Source organism: Ruegeria sp. HKCCD3925, from assembly GCF_057221175.1.
Genome location: NZ_JBWVBI010000002.1, coordinates 359,458 through 380,789 on the forward strand (window position 1 = coordinate 359,458; position 21,332 = coordinate 380,789).

Below are 21,332 nucleotides of genomic sequence, written 5' to 3' on the forward strand. Positions count from 1 at the left end.
ACTTGCTGCCCGCATTTTGCGTTACAGGAGAAAGTGCGGTAAAAAAGTAACCATATTCTTTACGAGTTTAATGTTCTGGCACGACATCAGTTTATCAAGATGCGGGTCCAGAAAAATCAAGCGGAGCAAGGGCGCAGATCCCATCTGATAATCCGCGAGCTTTCGGCCGCCAGCCATGTTCTGTTTGGCAAGTTTGATTCAACCAATCACAACTCATCCAACCTTATTGCCTTGGCTCCAGACACCGCGCAAAACTGGTGTTTGACCCATGCGACGCACACGCAGAACGTCACCGCGCAGACCCACATTCAGGATGCCACGGTCATCAAGACCGACAGCCATTGCAGGATTACGTGTAACCGTGGCCACAGCACGAGGCAGGTCGTCCCAAACACTGGCAAGGTGAAAAGCCGACAGCAGTAGCGCAGAGGGCACATAGTCGGAAGACACAATTTCCAGAAGATCGGCCTTTGCAAGATCTTCAGCCGCGACATTGCCGGAATGCGAGCCGCCACGGATCAGATTCGGGGCACCCATCATGACGGCGATGTTGCGGGTACGGCAGGCCTCGGCCGCCTCGAACGTGGTTGGGAACTCGGCGAAAGCCACACCATTTTCGGACGATTTTTCGACATGCTGCGCCGTGGTATCGTCATGGCTGGCCAGCGCGGCGCCAAGACGGGCGGCCTCGATCACTGCACCGGCTTCGTGCTTTTCTCCGAAACGCTGCTGCAGACCACGCAGGTTCTCGACATGTGCAACGAAATCGGCGTCGGTCATACCGCGCTTTTTGGCGACATAGGTCTTCAATGCACTCAGATCGCTGAATTGACGTTGACCCGGCGTGTGGTCCATCAGGCTGACAATGCCAACCCTGTCTTCCGGCCCGAAGGTCGCCAATTCCTCAAGCAGTGTCTCCGAGCAGATCTCAGCCCGCAGGTGAAGGAAATGGCTGATCTTGAAATAGCCTGCGGCGCGCGCCGACAACAGTTCGTCCGCCAGTTTGCGGGCATAGTCGATGTAACGGCCCTTGCCGCTGTGAATGGAACCTACTCGCATGGCGTCGAACACGGTTGTGATTCCGGTCGAAGCCAGCTCGCTATCATGCGCGATCAGGGCCGGAAGATGAGGCCAGTCCACTTCCGGGCGAGGCTCGATATGACGTTCGATATTGTCGGTGTGCAGCTCGACCAGTCCCGGAAGGATGTAATCACCTGCACAATCGACTGCGCCGGTCGGAACATGATCCCCTTCGGTGATCACGGAAATGACGCCTTGTTCGATTGTCACCGAACCGGTTACTACCCGATCGGGCATCACAAGCTGGGCATTCGCAAGGCACAGATTATCTGACATATCGCTGTCACAAGCCTTTGCCAAAGAGGGCGCGGGAAAAGGGGAATTCATGTCATACTCTCGATTTGCAATCTACTACGTGCCGCCCGAAGGACCATTGGAACAGTTCGGCGCGCGCTGGCTGGGATGGGATGTCGTGCAGGGCTGCGAGGTGCCTCAGCCCGATCTGCCCGATTTGCATGACGTTACGATGACACCGCGCAAATACGGCTTTCACGGAACGCTGAAACCACCCTTTCAACTGGCCGGAGGTTATTCGCTTGAAGCCCTGAAAGCGGCGGCGTCTGAGATGGCCGCTGGCCTGGCGCCTTCGAGCTGTGAAGGGCTGGGTCTGACGAGGCTGGGCCGGTTTCTCGCCTTGACCCCACAGGGCGAAGTTAGCGGCTTGCAAAGAATTGCTGCGGCCTGTGTACGTGAGCTTGACCCGTTTCGCGCCCCAACCAATGAGGCTGAACTTGAGCGGCGGCGCGGTGCAAGGTTGAGCCCACGTCAAGACGCACTGTTGATCGAGTGGGGTTATCCCTATGTGATGGACGAGTTTCGGTTTCACATGACGCTGACAGGTCGGCTGCCGAATGGTGATATTCCTGTATGGACCGAGGCGCTGCGCCGCCATTTGCCAGCCTTGCCCGAGCCCTTCGTCATCGACCAAATTGCCTTGTGCGGCGAGCGCATTGATGGGCGTTTCGAGCTTATTCATCGGTACGCGCTCGCTGGTTGAAGGACCCCTGCGGCGCGCGCAACCGTCTCGGTCAGTGGGCCATCGTTGGAAATGGTGATAACGTCCAACCCATCGGGCAAGGGTTTTTCTGCCTGAGCAAGCCGATTTGCAATCTCGCTATCGCTTTCTCGGCCGCGAGTCGCCAAACGCCGTGCAAGAGTTTCCGGCTTCGCCGTGATATTCAGGACAATGAAGCGCGGGAAATTTTCTGCGGCCTCGAGCAGAGCTTTGCGCGAGAAATTTGCCAGACAGTCTGCGCCATCACTCAGCCGATCTTTGACGGCAACCGGTATCCCGTAGCAAAGCCCATGAGCAACCCAATGCACCGCAAAGGCACCATTCGCTGCCATTTCTTCAAATTCGGCGATTTCGACGGCGTCATAGTCTTCCCCGCCCAACTCTGGTGCCCGGGTGATGACGCGGCGCACCAAATGCAAATCGGGCAACAAGTCACAAAGCCCTAGCATCACACTGTCTTTGCCAGCCCCCGACGGGCCAACCACAGCGATGAGGCGACCCCGGGTCATGCCGCGACCTCGGGTGAAAACTGACTGGCGTCGATTTCGCGATCACAAACGCGCGCCCTAGCCGCTTCGTCATGGAAAATGCCGATGATTGCAGTACCACGCGCCTTTGCCTCTTCGATGAGCCTTAGAACAACCTCGCGATTAGCCGCATCCAGACTGGCAGTCGGCTCATCCAACAGCATCGCGGGATAAGAATGGGCGAACCCGCGTGCGATGTTGACACGCTGCTGTTCACCACCCGAGAAGGTAGTCGGTGAAAGGGTCCAGAGCCGCTCGGGAATGTTTAGTTGCTGCAACAAGGCTTCGGCGCGCGCCTTCGCGTCAGCAGCGGAAATGCCCACCGCGCGCAAAGGCTCGGCCACGACATCAACTGTGGGCACGCGCGGCACCACACGCAGGAACTGGCTGACATAGCCCAGAACCTCGCGGCGCAGTGCGATAACTGTCCGAGGCTCTGCCTGCACGATATCCACATCACCGATGCGAATCTCTCCGCTTCGGGCCAGATAGTTGCCATAGATCATACGCATGAGGGTGGACTTGCCCGCCCCCGACGCGCCCGTCAGTGCCACGCATTCGCCCGGAGAGACCGAGAAGGATACATCGCTCAGCACCTCGATCACGGCCGCACCTTGATTATGGAGAGTGAAAGTCTTTGAGACGTTGTTAAGCTCAATCATTGCTCACACCTGCAAAACGGAACTGACAAGAAGTTGGCTATAGGCGTGTTGCGGGTCATCCAGCACTTGATCGGTCAGGCCTGCCTCGACCACGCGGCCCGATTTCATCACCATCAACCGATCTGCCAGCAGGCGCACCACGGCCAGATCATGCGTGACGATGATCGCCGACAAGCCCATGTCGCGAACTAACCCACGCAACAAGTCGAGCAACCGCGCCTGAACGGACACGTCCAGACCGCCCGTTGGCTCATCCATGAACACCAACCGAGGACCGGTCACGAGGTTTCGTGCAATCTGCAGGCGCTGCTGCATCCCGCCCGAAAAGGTCGTCGGGCGATCATCCACACGGGAGGCATCGATCTCCACTCGTTGAAGCCAATCCGTGGCCTTGTCACGTATGTCGCCATAGTGACGCTCTCCAACGGCCATCAGCCGTTCACCTACATTCCCACCGGCACTGACGCCCATGCGCAACCCGTCGCGTGCATGTTGGTGGACAAAGGCCCAATCGGTGCGGCTCAGCATCCGGCGCTCGGGCTCGGACATCGTTACCGTGTCCTGCGGACCTTTTGCGCGGGTGTCGAACACAACCTCTCCGGCATCCGGGGTCAGATGCCCGGCCATGCAATTCAGCAGTGTCGACTTACCTGACCCGCTTTCGCCAACGATCCCCATGACCTCACCGGGATAGAGGTCGAATGACACATCGGCACAGCCAATATTTGGGCCATAGCGCTTTGTGATGTCCCGAACAGACAGCAAAGGTGTCATGCGGCGTCCTTTCCTTTGTGACCCGCCGCCTGGCGCGCCTCGCAATAATCGGTATCCGAGCAGACGAACATCCGCCCACCCGCGTCATCGATGATTACCTCGTCCAGATAGCTGTCCTCGGCACCGCACAAGCCGCAGGCTTGGTCGGCCTTGGACACCTCAAACGCATGATCCTCAAAATCCAGTGAGACAACCTGCGTGTAGGGTGGCAGCGCGTAGATCCGTTGTTCACGCCCAGCTCCGAACAGCTGGATCGCAGCCATATCACCAAGCTTTGGGTTATCGAATTTCGGGATTGGCGACGGGTCCATCACATAGCGGCCTTCGACCTTCACCGGGTAAGCATACGACGTCGCGATATGCCCGTGACGACTGATATCTTCGTACAGCTTCACATGCATCAGCCCGTATTCCTCAAGGCTGTGCATCTTGCGGGTTTCGCTCTCTCGTGGTTCGAGAAAGCGCAACGGCTCGGGGATAGGCACCTGATAGACAAGGATCTGACCTTCTTGCAGCGGCTCCTCGGGAATCCGGTGGCGGGTCTGAATGACGGAGGCGTCGCTTGTCGTTGTGGTTGTTTCAACCCCTGCAGTGCGTTCAAAGAAGGTGCGGATCGAGACCGCGTTTGTGGTATCGTCCGAGCCCTGATCGATCACCTTGAACGTGTCATCCGGGGTCAACACAGCGGCCGAGACCTGCACACCGCCCGTACCCCAGCCATACGGCATGGGCATTTCGCGCGAGGCAAACGGCACCTGATAGCCCGGGATCGCCAGACTTTTCAGAATTGCACGGCGGATCATCCGCTTGGTCTGCTCGTCCAGATAAGCAAAGTTATAGGCGTTCATTCCGCAGCCTCCTGCACCTGATTCGCGCCAGCCTCGCGGCGTAGTTTGCGCACCAGTTCCAGTTCAGACTGGAAGTCGACGTAATGCGGCAGCTTGATATGCTCTAGAAACCCCGTCGCTTGAATGTTGTCCGCGTGATAGAGAACAAACTCGGCATCCTGAGCAGGTGCGCCAACATTATCCTCACCCAGTTCTTCCCACCGCAGCGCACGGTCGACCAAAGCCATCGAGATCGCCTTGCGTTCCGTCTGACCAAACACAAGCCCATAACCTCGGGTGAATTGCGGCGGCTCGGTTTTGGAGCCCTTGAACTGGTTAACCGTTTCACATTCGGTCAGAACGACTTCACCGATTTCGATGGCAAAGCCGAGCTCAGGGATCTCCATTTCCACCGGAACGGACCCGATCCGAAGCTCTCCAACAAAGGCGTGATTGCGCGCGTATCCGCGCTGTGTGGAATACGCCAGACCGAGGGTGAAACCTTCATCCGCGCGGGTCAGCGCCTGAAGGCGCAGGGCGCGATCGGCGGGCATTTCAAGCGGCTCGCGGGTCAGATCAGGTGGCGGCGTATCGTCATGCGGCGCTTCCTCGATCAGGCCTTCGCGATTGAGGAAGTCCGTGACATGCGGCACATCACCCAGTTCAGCTTCGCGCGCTGGGGCTTTGGGCACCTCACCATCAGCAGCCAGTTTGAAATCCAGTAAGCGATGAGTATAGTCGAAGGTCGGCCCAAGCACCTGCCCGCCCGGCAAGTCCTTGAAGGTTGCCGAAATGCGCCGGTCACAAGCCATTGCCCCGGTATCAACAGGCTCGGATGCGCCAAAGCGTGGCAACGTGGTTCGATAGGCGCGGATTAAGAAGATGGCCTCGATCAGATCGCCGCGCGCCTGCTTGATCGCAAGCGCGGCCAGATCAGGATCGAACAACGAGCCTTCGGCCATAACCCGATTGACCGCCAGGCTAAGCTGTTCGCGGATTTGCGCGATGCTCAGTTCCGCCACATCGGTATCACCTCGGCGTTCTTCGGCAAGCCAAGTGTGGGCATTTTCAATCGCACGCTCGCCACCTTTTACTGCGACATACATCAGGACACCTCGGTCGTTCTTGGCAGAGCCGCTAGGCGGCTGCTATTCGTGAAGATGAAGTCGAGCCCCAGTGGATATAGCGTCTGATTATGCTGAAACGCCTCAAGCTCGGGCAATGAAAGCGCGGATTTATCCTTGATTCCCGGACCTGTCAGTGTCGCCCCTGAAGCGATGAGTTCGGGACATTCCACGATCAACGTGGCAGAACGATCCGGATATTCAGACGTCCCGATCGGGTATGCGTTCAATGGTCCAAGATCCGACCACGCACCAATGGCAAACATACAATGCGACGGGCCGGTCAGCGGTGCGCCGGTGTGGAATGCAAGCCAGCTGCGTACGGCGTTGCAATCTAGCGCACCTGCCAGATAAACGGGCGTCTCAGTGTCGCAAAGCGTCAACAACACCGCACCCGCTGCTGGTGACATTGGGGCCGGAGGAACTGCGCCAGAAATCTCTTGCACGGTACCGGGACGCGCCATTGCTTCCATCACGCTGCGAAAGGCGTGGGCAGATTGGATCGCGGGATCCTTGAAACCGCCGATCAGGGCTTCTGACTGCATCAATCCTCTCCTCGTACCATGGTGAAGAAATCAACCTTAGTGGCTGCGGCTTTGGCGGCACGCGCGGCCTTTGCATTGGTCAGCTCATCTCGCAAAGGGGTCAGCACTTTTATTCGCAACAGATCAGACACATCTGTCTGCATCAGTGCATCAACCAGCGCGGCGACTTCGGCATCTTCTTTCCGACGGCCTTGCATATAGGCATGTCCGACTTCGCCCGTTCCCAGCGTCAGCGCACAGCGTGTTACCGTCATTTCGCCCAGATTGAACGGCGCACCAGTCCCACCTGCGCGAGCCCGAACCATGGTGCTGCCAATCTCAGGAGCACGCAGCCATGTGAAGCCGGGGCGAGGCATCGCTGCATCCAACAGGGCGGCCACGCGTCCCTCCGGCGCTTTGGCCAGCAGGCTCATCCAAGCCTTCCGCTCCGCGTTTTCATCAAAAGTGTCTTTCATCTCGACAACTTTTCCATATACTATACAACTATACACATCTTATCATATTTGCCGCCGTCAGACAGAGGAATTTTGTGAAACTTGCGTGACACTCCCACCAAAACCCCGATCTGGAAGGCCATCGCCGACGCACTTCGCAGCGATATGGCCGAAGGGCGCTATGGCCCGGGTGATAAGCTGCCAACCGAAGCGGCACTGGCAGAGCGGTTCGGTGTGAACCGCCATACGGTGCGTCACGGCATCTCGGCCCTTGTGGATGAGGGCCTAATCCGAACGCGCCGGGGCGCGGGCGCTTTCGTGGCAGCCACGCCCACCGATTACCCCATCGGCTCGCGGGTGCGATTCCATGAAAACCTCATCGCTGCTGGTCGCAGACCAGAAAAGAGGGTGCTTCATGTTGAAGAACGGGCAGCGACCGAGGGCGAGGCCACCGCACTGACCGTTTCACCCGGTGATCAGATCTGTGCGTATCACGGCCTCTCATTGGCGGACGGGCACCCGATTGCCGTGTTTGAAAGCATGTTTCCCCTTGAGCGCCTGCCTGGCATCACTGCTGCGCTGCAAGAGACCAGCAGCGTTACCGAGGCGTTAAACAGGTCGGGCGTCACTGACTATACTCGGGCCTCAACCCGGTTGACGGCCACGCGCGCTACGGCCACTCAAGCTCTGCATCTGCAGGTTTCAGAAGGTGATCCGCTGCTTAGATCATCCGGAGTGAATGTTGACGAACAGGGACAACCGGTTGAATTTGGTCGAACATGGTTCGTCGGAGACCGGGTGACACTGACCCTTGAGAGTTAAGGCTCGTATTTCTCCAGAATCGCTTCCGCCGTCAGAGCACGGAAATCGTCGAGCGCTATCCGCAACTTGTCATGAGACCAATTCCACCAGGCCAATGCGATCAACCGATCGGCGATGTGTCGTGGCTGACGCAGTCGCAAGGGTCTTGCAGGTGTACCGGCAACAATTGTGTAGGGGTCTACATCCTTCGTCACCAAGGCACCCGCAGCCACAACAGCCCCGTCACCCAGTGTGACCTCGGGCTTTATCATCGCGCCTGCGCCAATCCATGTATCGTTCCCGATATGGACAATTCGGGATTTGCGGTGACTGAAAAACACCTCGTCCCGATCCGCATCGTCCCAATAATCGTTCGAGCGATACAGGAAATGGTGACAGGACGCCGTGTGCAGCGGGTGATCAGTCGCGCCGATCCGCGAAAACGCGGCGATGTTGGCGAACTTACCGACCTTCGCGTTGGCGATGTCGGCATAACGATCGCAATAGCTGTAGTCGCCCATTTTTGTATGTACGACGCGGCTGCCCTTGCCGATTTCAACATAGGCCCCGAACGTACTTTCGGTAATCTCACATTCGGGGTGAATGAAGGTCTGTTCCGCTGAAAGCCGCGCCATCAGTCTTTCCGCCCGATCAGCTTACCGCGCAACCAGCCCGAGGCCCAATCCATGAACATCACCATGATGATGATCAGGACAATGTAATAGGCGACCTCTTCCCAATCTTTCTGCGTCTGGATGGCTTGCGTCAGCATCAGTCCGATGCCGCCACCGGTGATCGCACCGATGATCGTCGCAGAACGTGTATTGGATTCGAGGAAATATAGAATCTGGGCCAGCAGCACGGGAACAACCTGCGGGATCACCCCGAACCGGTATCGCTGTAGCGGTTTGGCCCCGGTCGAGGACACCCCCTCGATCTGTTTCTGATCAACGTTTTCCAACGCCTCCGAGAAGATCTTGCCAAACGTGCCCGTGTCGGTAATCAGAATCGCCAACGCGCCGGTCAATGGTCCGGGGCCAAAGGCCCGAGCCAGAACCACAGTCCAGATCAATGCGTCCACACCGCGCACAAAGTCGAAAAGACGGCGCGTTGCGGCGCGAAGCAACATGATCGGCGAAAACCGTTTGGCGGCGAGAAAGGCCAATGGCAGCGCGATCATAGCGGCACCCATCGTACCCAGAAATGCCATCAGGATCGTTTCTCCGATGGCCCAGGCCACATCCTTATGCCGCCACATCGCGTTGTTCCACCAGTCAGAGACTGCGCCTGCGATATTCGAACGGCTTGGATCGATCTGCGCGCCAAACAGGATTTCACCAAGCCCATGGCCGTGGTAGGGACTGTCAAGCGTGAACCAGAACAACTCCCAACCCGGGAAATAGTTGAACACTTCAGTCCGAGCGCCCGTCATGGTGATCCGGCCCTCAGGCGTTGTGACGCCAACACGCCGTTCAGATGCGGAAATCCAGTCGGGCAGTTCAGAGGGCAGATTTGTCGTCAGGCGACGTCCCTTGGCCTGCACTTCGATCAGCTGGAAGTCGGGTATTTCAATCTCGGTCCGGTTGTCAGGCAGGAACCGCACGATATGATTGCGGCCCAGATCGATCGTCGTCACCTCTTCACCCGATACCCAATCGGGGCGCTGACCTTCGGGATAAGTGCCCTTACGCTCGCCCTCAACAGCATAGGTCACCTGGCCGGACCGGTTATTGCGTGTGACATGCACTTTGTGTGACCAGCTATCAGAAGCCAGTGTAACGGCGTTGTCCAGATTGGCACGTTGCGCAAGGCCCGGCAGGTCGAAGGCAAAGAAGATGTAGGTGAGATAAACGAGGATCACGACAGGGATGCTAAAGCCGATCAATCGTTTACGCTGAAATAGCTTTTCGGCGTCAAGCTTGGCCCCGTCCAGCCCGAAGTTCCAATCAATTGTGGTCATTGGCCCTGCCCTTCGGTCAGACGGTTGCGGTAGCGGCTGGACACCTGATCGAAGAATACGATGGTGCTGAATAGCAGGATGAAAATCGCGCCGGCCTCGTCAAAACGACCCGGACCCCAAGCCATGGCATTGCGCAGTTCGTAACCCAACCCTCCCGCGCCGACAAAGCCGAGGATGGCAGAAGCGCGAATATTGATCTCAAATCGCAGCAACGTGTAGCTGATATAGTTTGGCGCGACGTGTGGCAGGATACCCAGCATCATCTGTTTCGACCAAGTCGCCCCGGTCGAAGCCAACCCCTCAACCGGTTTCAGGTCAGCGTTTTCGGATACTTCCGAGAACATTTTACCAAGCGCCCCTGCGGTGTGGATTGAGATAGCGATCATCGCCGGCACCGGACCGCCCCCAAGGACGAAGATCAGCACAAGCGCGATAACGATTTCCGGCACTGCGCGCATTACATCCGAGATACGCCGGAAGACCGGGATTAAACCCGGCCATTTCGCCAGCCCGCGTGTGCCGAGAAGCGACAGGATCAGACCACCGATGGCCCCGATCAACGTGGAAACTGCGGCAATGTTCACCGTCTCAACCAGTGCAGGGAAGTACTTCACGATCAGGCCAGGCAGATCGGCCCGCTTTTCCCAAGCTTCAGACAACACATCCGTCGGGTAATCACCGATCTGATGCAATCCGTCCCAGAACCCACCCGCGTTTCGGGAATCCGCAATGTTGAAACCTGATACCATCAGGACCACAAAGATCAGCAACGTCAGCCCACCATAAAGCCTGCGCTTGTGAACTTGTGCCATATAGCTGGATTGAATGGTCTCGACGCCGCCTGGCGCCGCACCGATTGATAAATCTGCCATCCCTAGCCCCGAATGAATAAAGACCGGCAACCCCAATGGGTTGCCGGAAACGTCATGTGCGCGCGTTAGCCACCGATTTTGGCTTTGCGGGCCTCAACAATCGAGATGTAGGTGTCATGCGATACCGGCTGGAAACCCAGCGTCTCGCCTGCCGCCACACCATAAGCGCAATCGGGGTCACGCTCGTGCAGGCCATCGACAAGATCTGTCATGGTCGCACGGACATCGGCAGGCAACGCCTTGCGCAGAACCACAGGGCCTTCGGGGATAACGTTCGATTTCCAGATCTGGACCATGTCGTTCATGTCGACAAGACCTGCGTCAACCGCTTTGCGCAGGGCACCAGAATTGTATCCATCTTCCCAGTTACCCTGACCATCGGCCCAGGTCACACCACCATCAATGTCGCCATTATTCACAGCGACGATCGTCTGCTCGTGGCCACCAGTGAATTTGACCTCACCGAAATACTCACCCGACTCCATGGTGATACCTTCTTTGTATTGCGGGATTTCGATCGAGGGGATCAGATAACCTGAGGTCGAGTTCGGATCACCAAACCCAAACACTCTGCCTTTCATGTCGTCCAGTGAGGTGACGCCACTATCCTTGCGGGCGAACCCAATCGAGTGATACCCGATTGAACCATCCACATTGACCTTGATCAGAACGGGCTCAACTGCTTCGGGGTCTTGCAGATAGGTGGCTGCGTAAGAAGAGGCACCCAGCCATGCCATGTCGAGTGTACCGCCCAACAGGCCCTGTATCACACCGTTGTAATCCGCCGGGGCGAATAGCTTGGTCTCAACTCCTAACGCCTCAGAGGTATAGTCTGCAAGACACTGGTACGAGTTCATGCGGTCCTGGGCATTTTCACCACCGAGGATGCCAATGCGAAACTCGGTGATTTCTTCGGCAAGAGCAGCAGTGCTCAAAACGGTCGTGGCGGCAAACGCCAGTGCGAGGGTCTTTTTCATCATTTTCTCCGTTCGGTTAGATGAAGGTGGCCCGCGACGGACGCGGGGGAAACTGGCTCAGACGTAGGCTTCCGCTTCGCGGACCTCTGGCCTGTCCAGTGTTTCGATCTCGGTCGAGGTTGCGGCCTCGGAAAAGTCTGCACCTGCACCGTAGATGTCGCGCGCTACGCCCGTGGTCAGCTGCGCAGGGGTGCCGTCGAACACAATCCGACCATCACGCATTCCGATGACCCGGTCGCAGTAGCGACGTGCGGTATCCAATGTGTGCAGATTAGCAATGACCATGCGGCCGTCTTCTTCGTGAATGGCGCGCAGCGATTGCATCACAACCTGTGCATTCATTGGGTCTAGCGAAGCGATCGGCTCATCCGCCAGAATGATCTTCGGGTCCTGCATCAATGCGCGGGCGATGGCGACGCGTTGCTGCTGGCCGCCTGATAAGGCTTCGGCTCGCTTGGGTGCTTGCTCGGCAATGCCTAGCCGATCCAGAATTTCAATCGCCTTATGAATATCCGACCGCGGGTACAGGTTGAACATCGTCGAAAAGGTCGATTGCCTGTTCAGCGTGCCATGCAAAACGTTCGAGACGACATCCATGCGCGGTACAAGATTGAACTGCTGAAAGATCATCGCACAGCGCGATTGCCATTCGCGTTTGGCAGCACCGCGAAGCGCAGAAATCTCTTCGCCTTCAAAAGTAATTGTGCCGGTCGTTGCATCGCTCAGACGGTTGACCATGCGCAAAAGCGTGGATTTTCCAGCCCCGGAGCTGCCTATAATCCCGATCATGGTTGGCTTGTTGACGACGATATTCGCCGAATCCACGGCCCGTTTGTCACCAAACTTTTTGGTCAGCTTTTCAATTCTCAGCATATCGCCCCCATCGTTGCGAGGCGGATAGAACGTCAAAACAAAAGCTTCGTGACGCTTTTGAATCGTTTCGTTTACATCTATGCGAAAGATTTGTGACAGGCGCGATGATTGCCTGGTTCTGCAGTGTGTGGCGTTTCTCGCAGGACTCTGCGCGAGTTTTATCTACAGGGCGTCATAAAACTGTTACGCTTGAGCGCAGAAAGAACTAACCTTCACCTATGACCCGTCTTCATGCCAGCCTTCTTCTTCTATGCCTTGCGGTGCCTTCTACTGCGCAGTCTAAAATGGCGGATGTCAGCTGTGATGACAGCGCGCGGATGGCACAGACACTGAAACAGGTTCTGGGAGCCGAACGTCAGGGCATGGGTTTGCGCGATCCCGAAACAATGCTGGAGGTTTGGGTCAAACGCACAAGCGGAGACTGGATGATCGTTCAGAACTACGCCAACGGTACTTCATGCATCGTCGCGATGGGGGACCATTGGCAAGGTGAAGTGCCAGACCCGGCTTAGGCGCCAAAAACAGATCGATTAAGCAATGTAGCCCGTCAATTCGCCACAACAATTGGCGGAAGCCTACAACACAGAGTTTTATTCTTCGAAGGCAAGCTCAAATTGGCTTATCGAGAGTGCATATAACATCACCGACTAAGCCAGATTTTTTCAGTGTTATTTCGAGGCGCCTCAAAAACGTCTCAAGCGAAATTGCATCAAGCAACCTCGTACGCGCAGTCTCAGCCATTCGCTTTAAAGATTCGGGGTCTTTCAGAATTGCCGTGCATTTTTCTTCCAGATCGCTGTAATCCCAAGAAATTGAAACGTATGTGGTTCCAGGAACGAAAAGATCAGGATAGGTCGAAATATGAGACATATCCGGCTTCACCAACACACTTCCGCAGAGCATGGATTCAAAGTCGCGCCAGCATAGCTCACCAAATCCGAACGGGCTTACCGTAAGCCGCGAGTTTAGCATCTCGTTGTAGTACTCTTGTTGAGGAACTCTGTCCTTTGGCGCATGAACCTTGAACTTACCTTGCAGCGCCATGATCGCCTCGACGGCATCGTTCCGCATATCGTACGTCCATTGATCGCGCCCAACACTTGCCCTGCAAGAGATGTCCACGCTTCGCTTTGACCGAAGTTTGGCTGGGTTGATATCGCGTGCCAAAGAGTAAATCTTGTCATCCAGGGCAATATTCCAACCAAGTACGATCTTGGATATTTGGTCTTCCGTCAGTGGGTAAGATTCCGGGATGATATCTTTGGAAAAATCGTTGCCATAGGTGCTTGCAACATAATCGGTTAGATTGCTTTTTCCGATGTAAGATCTTCTATAAGAATTGAGATCAGAAAAACAGTGCTTCTTGATGTATACGTCACAGGCGTCGATGAGTTGTGGCCAAAGCACGCACTGATCATCATCTCCATCAAACACAATGCAACGTGCGTCTACTGCGCGCGCGCGCTTGAAGAGTTTTTCGGCTTTGGCAGCAGCTACAGGCGCTGGAGTTTCAAAGGACAGTTTTATTCCGACGGCTCTATAGGCTGAAATCTGATCGGTTGTAATTTCATCAATCAAGTCTAATGTGCCAAAGTCGAAAAGGACTCCGAGTTCTCGCGCGATGGTTTGACGGAATCTCATTATAGGCGCAAATTGCTGCTCACTTGTTCCGGCACGGCCGTCGCTCAGGATAAGCACCTTACACACTGGTCGACCAGAGAGCCTGGCACCAATACTTGCCATGTGATCGGCTAAACGACTACGCGAAATTGCCCCTCTAATAGCTCGGGAATACTGAATTGCAGTTGAGGGTACACCAGCCCCAGCACCAAATAGCACGTTACCCATAATCTGCCTATAGAAACACAAATCCAGTTTTTATTATTGGCTACATAGCTTAATCTTCCGCAGATAACAAAGTAATGATTGGGATTAACATGCACATTGGTATGGCCGGCGCTGGCTTGTCTTGCGCCGTAATCGGTCGGGCGCTTGCTGAAGACGGACACAAAATTACGATGTTCGAGTCCCGGAAACACATTGGCGGTAACTGCCATACCGAACGAGATCCCCCGACCGGTGTCATGGTGCATACTTATGGCCCACACATCTTTCATACTAACGACGAAGAGGTCTGGACTTACGTCAATCGCTTCATGAAATTCAAGCCATTTGTGAACCGTGTGAAAGCCACAACGAAAGGCCGCGTTTTTTCTCTGCCTATTAACTTGCTCACAATCAATCAGTTCTTCGGAAAGACCATGACACCGAATGAAGCGCGCGATTTTATTGAAGAGCGCTCAGATACATCAATTAAAGAACCAAAGAACTTCGAAGAACAGGCTCTGCGCTTTATCGGAGCCGAGCTCTATGAAGCCTTTTTTCTTGGCTATACGCGTAAGCAATGGGGTAAGGAACCGACAGAGATTCCAGCTTCAATCCTCAAACGCTTGCCTGTTCGCTTCAATTACGACGACAACTACTTTGCGCATCGCTATCAAGGCATGCCTGAGCACGGCTATACTGCAATGATCGAGAATATTGTCGATCACCCGAATATCGAATTACATCTGGAAACCAAACTCAGTCCCGACAACGTGAGAGATTTTGATCATGTTTTTTGGTCCGGCCCGATCGACGCATATTTCAATCATGAATTTGGGCGGCTTCAATACCGTACCTTAGACTTTGTACGAAGCACAAAAGAGGGAGACGCACAAGGGTGTGCCGTGATGAACTACACCGACGAAGATGTGCCCTGGACGCGCATTACGGAGCACAAGCACTTCAGCCCGTGGGAAGAACATGATGGCACCGTTATTTTTCATGAGTATAGCCGCGCCTGCGGTCCAGATGACATTCCATACTATCCAATCCACCGCACCGATGGAGATGACATCCTTGACAAGTACCAACAGGCTGCGATGGCAGAAGAAGCGGTGACCTTTATTGGTAGGTTAGGAACATATCGCTACATGGACATGGATGTAACTGTACGAGCTGCACTGGATACAATCTCGGATTGGCGTAAGCAGAACAGTCGATAGGCCACACGACTGTTCCCATCGCTCGCTTCCATCGCAATTGATTTCTGCGGTGCAACATGCCGAGGAAGCCATAGTTGCTGGAAGCGGTAGCGCTACGAAGGCTTCTTCGCCGAGATTCTAATAGGTTCAGCCACTGATCACGCTTAATAGAACGACGCACCATCGAGCACTAAGACCTGGTTACGCGCTTAAATCTTGTAATTGTGATAACAAATAGCCAAGTTAATTTATTTGTTAGCCGCCTATGCCAAAGTGTGACGCGTGCAGCCTTCACAGCCTTTGATCAGTCCAGTAGCCCACGTTCGGTCAGGACTTTGCGCGCGACACGGAAGCATTCAAGAGATTGCGGGACGCCACAATAAATGCCAATCACATGAATGATTGATCGGATTTCCTCTTTGGTGACACCATTGTTCAACGCGCCGTTACAGTGGATTTCCCATTCATGCATCTTGCCGAGTGCCCCAATCATAGCGAGGTTCATCATCGAACGGGTCTTGTGATCGATCGTGTCATCCCCCCAGCCGAAGCCCCAGCACCAAGCAGTCATGTTCTCTTGGAATGAGCGGGTAAAATCATCCGCCGCTGCCAGGTTCTTCTCAACATACTCGGCGCCCAGCGTCGACTTGCGCTGCTTCAGGCCATGTTCAAACAGGTTGTCGTCCATCATTCTCTCCTCAGGTGAAACGACCGATCTGCAACTTAGTCGGTCCTGGCTCGATATTCCGCTAAAGCCGCCGCCCCTGTCTTACAACCAAGCCCACCACCGAAGGCAAGGGGCTCGATCGCGTCGTTCTGGTCGGGTGTGCCCTTTGGCACAGCGTTGGCTTCGGTGATGTCTTATCTGGCCCATCCACAGCACGTAACGTTATTCAATCGCCTCGCGCATCCATTGTTGAAGCTTCGCAACGGAATGCTCGCTCATGACGCCACAGGCCGGATCAAGCACCAGCGGTCCCGGTTTGTACCCTTTGGATTTCAGGCCGCGGTGAACGGATTCCACTAACCGAATATCCTCGGCCACAGTCGTTTCGCGATCCTGAGTGGCAAGGCCACGGATCACGTCGCTTTCATGACCGCCTTCTGTGTACCACCCGCGCCAGACGGTACAGCTGTCCACTGTATTTGCCCGCCAATGATAGGTGTTCAGAACATTTCCTGGATAGCATTGGAACGAGAACATCGGCCACAGGAACCAGCTTTGGTAGTCGCCCGCATGCTTGTTGCTTTCCAGATCAATCGGATAGGTCATCTTTTCGAGGCTTTGGCACTCGGTCGTGTGACGCAGCACGTAACCTCCCGACACATCGGGCTGAATGTCATAGGTTTCCGGTTTGATCACGCCTTCGGCAAAGGTCGGGTGATTAGTTGGGCAGTGATAGCATTCCGAGTAATTCTCGATCGAAACCTTCCAATTGCAGTTCTCAGGAATTTCGACCCACTCTAAGGGGGCCAGAGCGTTAGTGTTCGGCACGAACTCAGACAACTCGTCCCGGACACCGGGATACCATTCGTCCATCGTTGCCGCGTTATCGTCCAAATTGACAAAGATGAACCCGAGGAAGTCTTCGGTCCGTACTTCGGTCAGACAAATTTTCGCGCGATCAAAACCGGGAACTTTCTTGATGTTCGGTCCAGACCGCAGGCCGCCGGTAAGCTCATAGGTCCACTGATGATAGGGACAGACCACTACACGGGTATTTCCGGTTCCGGTCACCATTTCATGCGCACGATGCTGGCACACGTTGTAGAAAGTCCTGACAAGATTGTCGCGTCCGCGAATGGCAAAAAGGTTCTGACCTGCGATTTCGAACGCAAAGTAATCGCCTACATTTGGGATATCTGCCGCATGACCTGCGTATTGCCAAGTTCTGCACAACAGGCCGTTCATCTCTTTGTCGAATATGTCAGGATCCGTATAGTACCGGGCCTCGAGCGAGTGGGTTGGCAGGACAGTCATATTTTTTCTCCTGATACAAACCGAGCTGGTGTTTCAGTCAAAAAGATCGCGTCAGGATTCGTAACATCCGTACGCGTCACAATACCACTTGAAACATCTGTACCGCACATTGCTTACCTCGGTATGTACATTTGTGCCATTTTTCATTGACAGTGGTACATATGTAGCAATAGGAAGTCCACAGAATTCCATGTCTCGGAAACAGGAAGTTGCGATGTCTAAAAAGGAACTGCCTGCACGCGCAAAGGTCGTCGTTGTCGGCGGTGGCGTCATGGGTTGCGGACTGGCGTATCACCTGGGCCATGAAGGTTGGGGCGAAGACACGGTGCTGTTGGAAAAGGCCGAGTTAACTTCGGGCTCCACCTGGCATGCCGCTGGTCAGATTACTCACTCCACCAGTTCCTACGGGCTGGGCAAAATGGTCGACTATAACATTGGCCTTTACTCCAAGACACTTGAGGAAGAAACCGGTCAGGCGGTTACATGGCATGGCTGCGGTTCATTCCGTCTGGCCTATACCGAGGATGAGATGGACTGGCTGCGCCACACATTATCAGTTGGCCGAGCGCTGGGATTCAACATCGAGTTGGTAGGGCCTGATTTTATAGCTGAAAAGCACCCCTACTATAACCTCGACGGTGTCATTGGCGCGCTTTACACGCCAGATGACGGTCACGTTGATCCCTCTAACGTGACTATGGCCATGGCCGCTGGGGCCCGTCAGAAAGGTGTGAAGATTTTCCGCCACTGTCGCGCGACCAACATCACCCAGAACGATGCAGGTGAATGGGTGGTGGAAACCGAACAAGGCACCATCACCTGCGAACACGTCGTTAATGCAGGCGGCACCTATGCCCGTCAGATGGGCGAATGGTCAAACCTGCAGTTGCCTATGACCTCGATGACCCATCATTATTTTGTCACTGAAGATGTGCCGGAATTCAAAGACCTGACAACTGAGCTGCCGGTGATCCGCGATGACAAGATGGTTTCGGGCTATATCCGCATGGAACAGAAAAAGGGCCTGATCGGGATCTATGAAAAGGAGAACTCGAACTCTGTCTGGCATGATGAATGCCCATGGGAGTACGAAAACTGGCTGTTCGAGGCGGATTATGACCGTGTCATGCCTTGGCTGGAAAACTCATTGGAACGGATGCCGATCTTTTCTGAACTGGGCATCACCCGCGAAGTCCATGGTGCAATCAGCCACCCGCCAGATGGCAACCCGATGGTCGGCCCCGCACCCGGCGTCAAGAATTACTGGTGCTGCTGTGGCACGCAGATCGGCATCGGTTGGGGGCCTGGTCTGACCCGTGAACTGGCCAAATGGATGGTACACGGTGCTGCCGATATCAACATGCGTGACTATGATCCGCGCCGCTTTGGCAGCTATGCCAAGAAAGACTGGCAGGTCATCAAGGCGCATGAGGATTACAAGCTGCGGCACGAGATCCCCTTTCCGCATTTCAACCGCCTTGCAGGGCGTCCGATCAAACCCTCGCCGCTTTATGAAATCCTCAAGGAAAAAGGCGCGATCTATGAAGAGGTTTTCGGCCACGAACGCCCCCGCTGGTTCGCGCGCAATGGTGTTGAACAGCGTGACCACTATTCGTTCCGCCGCAACGAAGTCTTCGACATGGTGGCGCTGGAATGCCAAGCCGTGCGTGAGCGTGTTGGTATCATGGACGTGACCGCGTTCACCAAAGTCGAAGTTTCAGGCCCCGATGCCTATGCCTATCTTGACCGTCTGACGGCCAACAAGATGCCGCAAAAAGACGGCTCGATCACGCTGACCCACTTTTTGAATCGCCGAGGCCGGATCGAGCTTGAGACGACCATCGTTCGCATGGCTGAAGATCGGTTCTACCTTGTATGTGCCGCCTTCTTCGAACAACGCCTTGTCGATCACCTGAACCAGAACCTCACGGGAGAGACAGTCTTTGTCAAAACGCTCTCCGAAGATTGGTCGGCTTTGTCCCTGAACGGGCCAAATTCCCGCGAGGTGCTGGCCAGATGCACCGACGCGGACCTGTCCAACGCCGGGTTCCGCTGGCTGTCGGCTCTGGAAATCACCATCGCGGGGCACAAGGTCTGGGCCTTTCGCATGTCCTATGCGGGCGAGTTGGGTTGGGAATTCCACATGCCGGATGAAGCCTGCGTTGACGTCTACAACGCACTGTGGGCTGCCGGCGAGGAATTTGGCATCGAAAACTACGGCTCGTTTGCGATGAACAGCCTGCGCATGGAAAAAGCATTCCCCGGTGCTGGAGAACTGACCAACGAGGTCACGCTGCCAGAGGCCAATGTCAGCCGGTTCTTCAAGCTGGACAAAGAGTATCTGGGTGTCGAAGCAACGCGCGCCAGTGCCGCTCAGTCTGAGGCGGGCGAGATGCCTTGGATTTGCGCCTATTTGGAGATCGAACCGGATGGGGTCGAAGATGGTCATGGGGGCGAGGCTATTCGGATCAAAGGCGAGGTTGTCGGTGCAACAGCCTCGGTCGCCTATGGCCACAGCGTCGGCAAAATCCTCGCCTTTGCTTACGTCAAGCCACACGTGAATGTTCCGGGCACAGAGATCGAAGTAGTTATCGCTGGTGTACCCCGCAAAGGGCGTGTCCTCGGCGAAGCAGCCTATGATCCGAAATCCGAACGCCCACGCACGGACGCAGTTCGTGAACTGGCGTGATCTGAAAACCAGAGCATCGGCCATCGCGGAAGCCCTATGGTGACGCCATGAAGATAACCCGTATCCGTGTGTTCAAAACCCCCCTGCCCTATGTCGGCGGATCATACGGCTGGGGCGCGGGCAACGCGATCACAACGTCGATGTCTTCGGTAGTGGTGATCGACACGGATGCGGGTCTACAGGGCTGCGGCGAGTTTGCCCCATGCGGCGAGAACTACATGATCGCCCATTCCGAAGGCGTCGAGGCCTTTGCCCGCCTCGTCGCCCCGCGCTTGCTGGGGGAAGATCCCCGCCAGCTGTCCAAGATCGAACGGTTGATGGATGGCACGGTCCAAGGTCACGGCTACGCCAAAGCGCCCTTTGATGCAGCGTGTTGGGATATTCTGGGACGGTCCACCGGACAACCTGTTTGGATGCTGATGGGCGGCAAACTCACCGATGGTGCGCCGATATACCGGGTTGTGCCGCAAAAGCTTGTCTTGGAAGAAACCATCGCCGAGATGGAGCAGCACCGCGCAGCGGGATACCGGCAGTTCCAGATCAAGGTAGGTGGCGACTGGGTGACCGATATCGACCGTATCCGCGAAGGCGTGCCCCTGCTGAAGCCCGGTGAAAAGGCGATGGCAGACGCCAATCAGGGTTGGCGCGTTGACAACGCCATCCGTGTGGCCCGGGCAACCCGAGATCTGGACTTTATCCTTGAACAACCCTGCCACAGCTATGACGAATGCCAGCAGGTGCGCCGCGTAGCCGAGCAACCGATGAAGCTGGATGAATGTGTGACCGGGATCGACATGGCCCGGCGTATTGTAAACGATCGGGGTGCCGAAATTTGCTGTCTGAAGATTTCAAACCTTGGTGGGCTGTCCAAAGCCCGCCGGGTGCGTGATTTCCTGATTGATCACGGTATTCCGGTTGTCTCCGAGGACACATGGGGCGGGCAGATCACCACCGCTGCGGTCGCCCATTTTGCGGCCTCAACACCCCAAGAGATGCTGATCAACTCGACCGATCTGATGAACTACAACACACAAAACACCGGGATTGGCGGCCCCACAGTAAGGGACGGTAAACTCTATGCCACAGATACTCCGGGGCTTGGGGTGACGCCGGACTTTGACAGCCTTGGCCCACCTGTCGCAACCTACGAATCCTGCGCCTGATG

At 55.6% G+C, this 21,332-nt stretch carries 22 protein-coding genes; 6 read left to right on the forward strand and 16 right to left on the reverse strand.

Annotated features, from left to right (window positions below):
• Window positions 1-213: 213 nt before the first annotated feature.
• Window positions 214-1,356, reverse strand: coding sequence for an alpha-D-ribose 1-methylphosphonate 5-triphosphate diphosphatase (locus AC2TEM_RS06530; protein WP_170422905.1), 1,143 nt, complete (start codon window positions 1,354-1,356; stop codon window positions 214-216).
• A 49-nt stretch (window positions 1,357-1,405) separates the two neighbouring features.
• Between AC2TEM_RS06530 and AC2TEM_RS06535 the strand changes: the two genes are divergently transcribed.
• Window positions 1,406-2,077: a DUF1045 domain-containing protein gene (locus AC2TEM_RS06535; RefSeq protein WP_170422907.1), complete on the forward strand. Its 672-nt coding sequence runs from the start codon at window positions 1,406-1,408 to the stop codon at window positions 2,075-2,077.
• Here the strand turns inward: AC2TEM_RS06535 and phnN are convergent.
• The 7 genes from phnN to phnG are packed head-to-tail and all read right to left on the reverse strand — an operon-like array spanning window position 2,053 to window position 7,009.
• Complete coding sequence (phnN, locus tag AC2TEM_RS06540) at window positions 2,053-2,604, reverse strand: phosphonate metabolism protein/1,5-bisphosphokinase (PRPP-forming) PhnN (protein ID WP_170407677.1); 552 nt, start codon at window positions 2,602-2,604, stop codon at window positions 2,053-2,055. The two genes, AC2TEM_RS06535 and phnN, sit on opposite strands and share 25 nt — an antisense overlap.
• The gene (gene phnL, locus AC2TEM_RS06545; protein ID WP_170422909.1) at window positions 2,601-3,284 is read right to left on the reverse strand and encodes a phosphonate C-P lyase system protein PhnL; all 684 of its coding nucleotides are present in this window, start codon (window positions 3,282-3,284) and stop codon (window positions 2,601-2,603) included. Before phnL ends, phnN begins: the two co-directional genes overlap by 4 nt.
• Before the next feature lie 3 nt (window positions 3,285-3,287).
• On the reverse strand, window positions 3,288-4,058 hold the full coding sequence (gene phnK / locus AC2TEM_RS06550) for a phosphonate C-P lyase system protein PhnK (protein WP_170394315.1): 771 nt from the start codon (window positions 4,056-4,058) through the stop codon (window positions 3,288-3,290).
• Entirely contained in the window at window positions 4,055-4,906 is an 852-nt protein-coding gene (locus AC2TEM_RS06555; protein WP_480856041.1) for an alpha-D-ribose 1-methylphosphonate 5-phosphate C-P-lyase PhnJ, read from the reverse strand. The genes phnK and AC2TEM_RS06555 overlap by 4 nt, the downstream gene beginning before the upstream one ends.
• Window positions 4,903-5,991, reverse strand: coding sequence for a carbon-phosphorus lyase complex subunit PhnI (locus tag AC2TEM_RS06560; protein WP_170422913.1), 1,089 nt, complete (start codon window positions 5,989-5,991; stop codon window positions 4,903-4,905). The genes AC2TEM_RS06555 and AC2TEM_RS06560 overlap by 4 nt, the downstream gene beginning before the upstream one ends.
• On the reverse strand, window positions 5,991-6,554 hold the full coding sequence (phnH, locus tag AC2TEM_RS06565) for a phosphonate C-P lyase system protein PhnH (protein ID WP_170422915.1): 564 nt from the start codon (window positions 6,552-6,554) through the stop codon (window positions 5,991-5,993). The genes AC2TEM_RS06560 and phnH overlap by 1 nt, the downstream gene beginning before the upstream one ends.
• Window positions 6,554-7,009 carry a phosphonate C-P lyase system protein PhnG gene (gene phnG, locus AC2TEM_RS06570; RefSeq protein ID WP_170422917.1) on the reverse strand — a complete coding sequence of 152 codons (456 nt, stop codon included), beginning with the start codon at window positions 7,007-7,009 and terminating at the stop codon, window positions 6,554-6,556. The genes phnH and phnG overlap by 1 nt, the downstream gene beginning before the upstream one ends.
• Window positions 7,010-7,090: 81 nt before the next feature.
• Here phnG and phnF point away from each other — a divergent pair, with 81 nt between their 5' ends.
• On the forward strand, window positions 7,091-7,810 hold the full coding sequence (gene phnF / locus AC2TEM_RS06575) for a phosphonate metabolism transcriptional regulator PhnF (RefSeq protein ID WP_170422919.1): 720 nt from the start codon (window positions 7,091-7,093) through the stop codon (window positions 7,808-7,810).
• Here phnF and AC2TEM_RS06580 read toward each other — a convergent pair.
• From AC2TEM_RS06580 to phnC, 5 genes are all read right to left on the reverse strand, one after another.
• Entirely contained in the window at window positions 7,807-8,424 is a 618-nt protein-coding gene (locus AC2TEM_RS06580) for a DapH/DapD/GlmU-related protein (protein WP_170422921.1), read from the reverse strand. The genes phnF and AC2TEM_RS06580 overlap by 4 nt on opposite strands.
• Window positions 8,424-9,749: a phosphonate ABC transporter, permease protein PhnE gene (gene phnE / locus AC2TEM_RS06585; protein WP_170422924.1), complete on the reverse strand. Its 1,326-nt coding sequence runs from the start codon at window positions 9,747-9,749 to the stop codon at window positions 8,424-8,426. The genes AC2TEM_RS06580 and phnE (AC2TEM_RS06585) overlap by 1 nt, the downstream gene beginning before the upstream one ends.
• Entirely contained in the window at window positions 9,746-10,621 is an 876-nt protein-coding gene (phnE, locus tag AC2TEM_RS06590) for a phosphonate ABC transporter, permease protein PhnE (RefSeq protein WP_170422926.1), read from the reverse strand. Before phnE (AC2TEM_RS06590) ends, phnE (AC2TEM_RS06585) begins: the two co-directional genes overlap by 4 nt.
• Window positions 10,622-10,686: 65 nt before the next feature.
• Complete coding sequence (gene phnD, locus AC2TEM_RS06595; RefSeq protein WP_170509511.1) at window positions 10,687-11,598, reverse strand: phosphonate ABC transporter substrate-binding protein; 912 nt, start codon at window positions 11,596-11,598, stop codon at window positions 10,687-10,689.
• 57 nt (window positions 11,599-11,655) lie between these two features.
• Window positions 11,656-12,471 (reverse strand): phosphonate ABC transporter ATP-binding protein, encoded by an 816-nt coding sequence (gene phnC / locus AC2TEM_RS06600; protein ID WP_170422930.1) that lies wholly within the window; start codon window positions 12,469-12,471, stop codon window positions 11,656-11,658.
• A gap of 218 nt (window positions 12,472-12,689) precedes the next feature.
• Here phnC and AC2TEM_RS06605 point away from each other — a divergent pair, with 218 nt between their 5' ends.
• Window positions 12,690-12,983 carry a hypothetical protein gene (locus AC2TEM_RS06605; RefSeq protein ID WP_170407642.1) on the forward strand — a complete coding sequence of 98 codons (294 nt, stop codon included), beginning with the start codon at window positions 12,690-12,692 and terminating at the stop codon, window positions 12,981-12,983.
• A gap of 97 nt (window positions 12,984-13,080) precedes the next feature.
• On the opposite strand, the gene AC2TEM_RS06610 is transcribed toward AC2TEM_RS06605, so the two are convergent.
• Window positions 13,081-14,169 (reverse strand): glycosyltransferase, encoded by a 1,089-nt coding sequence (locus tag AC2TEM_RS06610; protein ID WP_480856042.1) that lies wholly within the window; start codon window positions 14,167-14,169, stop codon window positions 13,081-13,083.
• Window positions 14,170-14,408: 239 nt separating this feature from the next.
• Here AC2TEM_RS06610 and glf point away from each other — a divergent pair, with 239 nt between their 5' ends.
• Window positions 14,409-15,518: a UDP-galactopyranose mutase gene (gene glf, locus AC2TEM_RS06615; protein WP_170423233.1), complete on the forward strand. Its 1,110-nt coding sequence runs from the start codon at window positions 14,409-14,411 to the stop codon at window positions 15,516-15,518.
• A gap of 283 nt (window positions 15,519-15,801) precedes the next feature.
• On the opposite strand, the gene AC2TEM_RS06620 is transcribed toward glf, so the two are convergent.
• Together AC2TEM_RS06620 and AC2TEM_RS06625 are read right to left on the reverse strand one after the other, a co-directional pair.
• Window positions 15,802-16,188 carry a carboxymuconolactone decarboxylase family protein gene (locus AC2TEM_RS06620; RefSeq protein WP_480436495.1) on the reverse strand — a complete coding sequence of 129 codons (387 nt, stop codon included), beginning with the start codon at window positions 16,186-16,188 and terminating at the stop codon, window positions 15,802-15,804.
• A gap of 198 nt (window positions 16,189-16,386) precedes the next feature.
• Window positions 16,387-17,478: an aromatic ring-hydroxylating oxygenase subunit alpha gene (locus tag AC2TEM_RS06625; protein ID WP_170394282.1), complete on the reverse strand. Its 1,092-nt coding sequence runs from the start codon at window positions 17,476-17,478 to the stop codon at window positions 16,387-16,389.
• Window positions 17,479-17,692: 214 nt separating this feature from the next.
• On the opposite strand from AC2TEM_RS06625, the gene AC2TEM_RS06630 reads away from it, so the two are divergent.
• Window positions 17,693-20,167, forward strand: coding sequence for an FAD-dependent oxidoreductase (locus tag AC2TEM_RS06630; RefSeq protein ID WP_170422936.1), 2,475 nt, complete (start codon window positions 17,693-17,695; stop codon window positions 20,165-20,167).
• A 47-nt stretch (window positions 20,168-20,214) separates the two neighbouring features.
• A complete protein-coding gene (locus AC2TEM_RS06635; protein WP_170422938.1) occupies window positions 20,215-21,330 on the forward strand; it encodes a mandelate racemase/muconate lactonizing enzyme family protein in 1,116 nt (371 codons plus the stop codon).
• The last annotated feature ends 2 nt before the right edge of the window (window positions 21,331-21,332 follow it).

Coding starts and splice junctions, on each gene's coding strand:
- AC2TEM_RS06605 (WP_170407642.1), top strand. CDS start 12,690: ATGACCCGTCTTCATGCCAGCCTTCTTCTTCTATGCCTTGCGGTGCCT.
- phnK (WP_170394315.1), bottom strand. CDS start 4,058: ATGACACCTTTGCTGTCTGTTCGGGACATCACAAAGCGCTATGGCCCA.
- AC2TEM_RS06625 (WP_170394282.1), bottom strand. CDS start 17,478: ATGACTGTCCTGCCAACCCACTCGCTCGAGGCCCGGTACTATACGGAT.
- phnH (WP_170422915.1), bottom strand. CDS start 6,554: ATGCAGTCAGAAGCCCTGATCGGCGGTTTCAAGGATCCCGCGATCCAA.
- phnL (WP_170422909.1), bottom strand. CDS start 3,284: ATGATTGAGCTTAACAACGTCTCAAAGACTTTCACTCTCCATAATCAA.
- AC2TEM_RS06560 (WP_170422913.1), bottom strand. CDS start 5,991: ATGTATGTCGCAGTAAAAGGTGGCGAGCGTGCGATTGAAAATGCCCAC.
- AC2TEM_RS06555 (WP_480856041.1), bottom strand. CDS start 4,906: ATGAACGCCTATAACTTTGCTTATCTGGACGAGCAGACCAAGCGGATG.
- AC2TEM_RS06530 (WP_170422905.1), bottom strand. CDS start 1,356: ATGTCAGATAATCTGTGCCTTGCGAATGCCCAGCTTGTGATGCCCGAT.
- glf (WP_170423233.1), top strand. CDS start 14,409: ATGCACATTGGTATGGCCGGCGCTGGCTTGTCTTGCGCCGTAATCGGT.
- phnG (WP_170422917.1), bottom strand. CDS start 7,009: ATGAAAGACACTTTTGATGAAAACGCGGAGCGGAAGGCTTGGATGAGC.
- AC2TEM_RS06535 (WP_170422907.1), top strand. CDS start 1,406: ATGTCATACTCTCGATTTGCAATCTACTACGTGCCGCCCGAAGGACCA.
- phnD (WP_170509511.1), bottom strand. CDS start 11,598: ATGAAAAAGACCCTCGCACTGGCGTTTGCCGCCACGACCGTTTTGAGC.
- phnC (WP_170422930.1), bottom strand. CDS start 12,471: ATGCTGAGAATTGAAAAGCTGACCAAAAAGTTTGGTGACAAACGGGCC.
- AC2TEM_RS06580 (WP_170422921.1), bottom strand. CDS start 8,424: ATGGCGCGGCTTTCAGCGGAACAGACCTTCATTCACCCCGAATGTGAG.
- phnN (WP_170407677.1), bottom strand. CDS start 2,604: ATGACCCGGGGTCGCCTCATCGCTGTGGTTGGCCCGTCGGGGGCTGGC.
- AC2TEM_RS06630 (WP_170422936.1), top strand. CDS start 17,693: ATGTCTAAAAAGGAACTGCCTGCACGCGCAAAGGTCGTCGTTGTCGGC.
- phnE (WP_170422924.1), bottom strand. CDS start 9,749: ATGACCACAATTGATTGGAACTTCGGGCTGGACGGGGCCAAGCTTGAC.
- AC2TEM_RS06635 (WP_170422938.1), top strand. CDS start 20,215: ATGAAGATAACCCGTATCCGTGTGTTCAAAACCCCCCTGCCCTATGTC.
- AC2TEM_RS06620 (WP_480436495.1), bottom strand. CDS start 16,188: ATGATGGACGACAACCTGTTTGAACATGGCCTGAAGCAGCGCAAGTCG.
- phnE (WP_170422926.1), bottom strand. CDS start 10,621: ATGGCAGATTTATCAATCGGTGCGGCGCCAGGCGGCGTCGAGACCATT.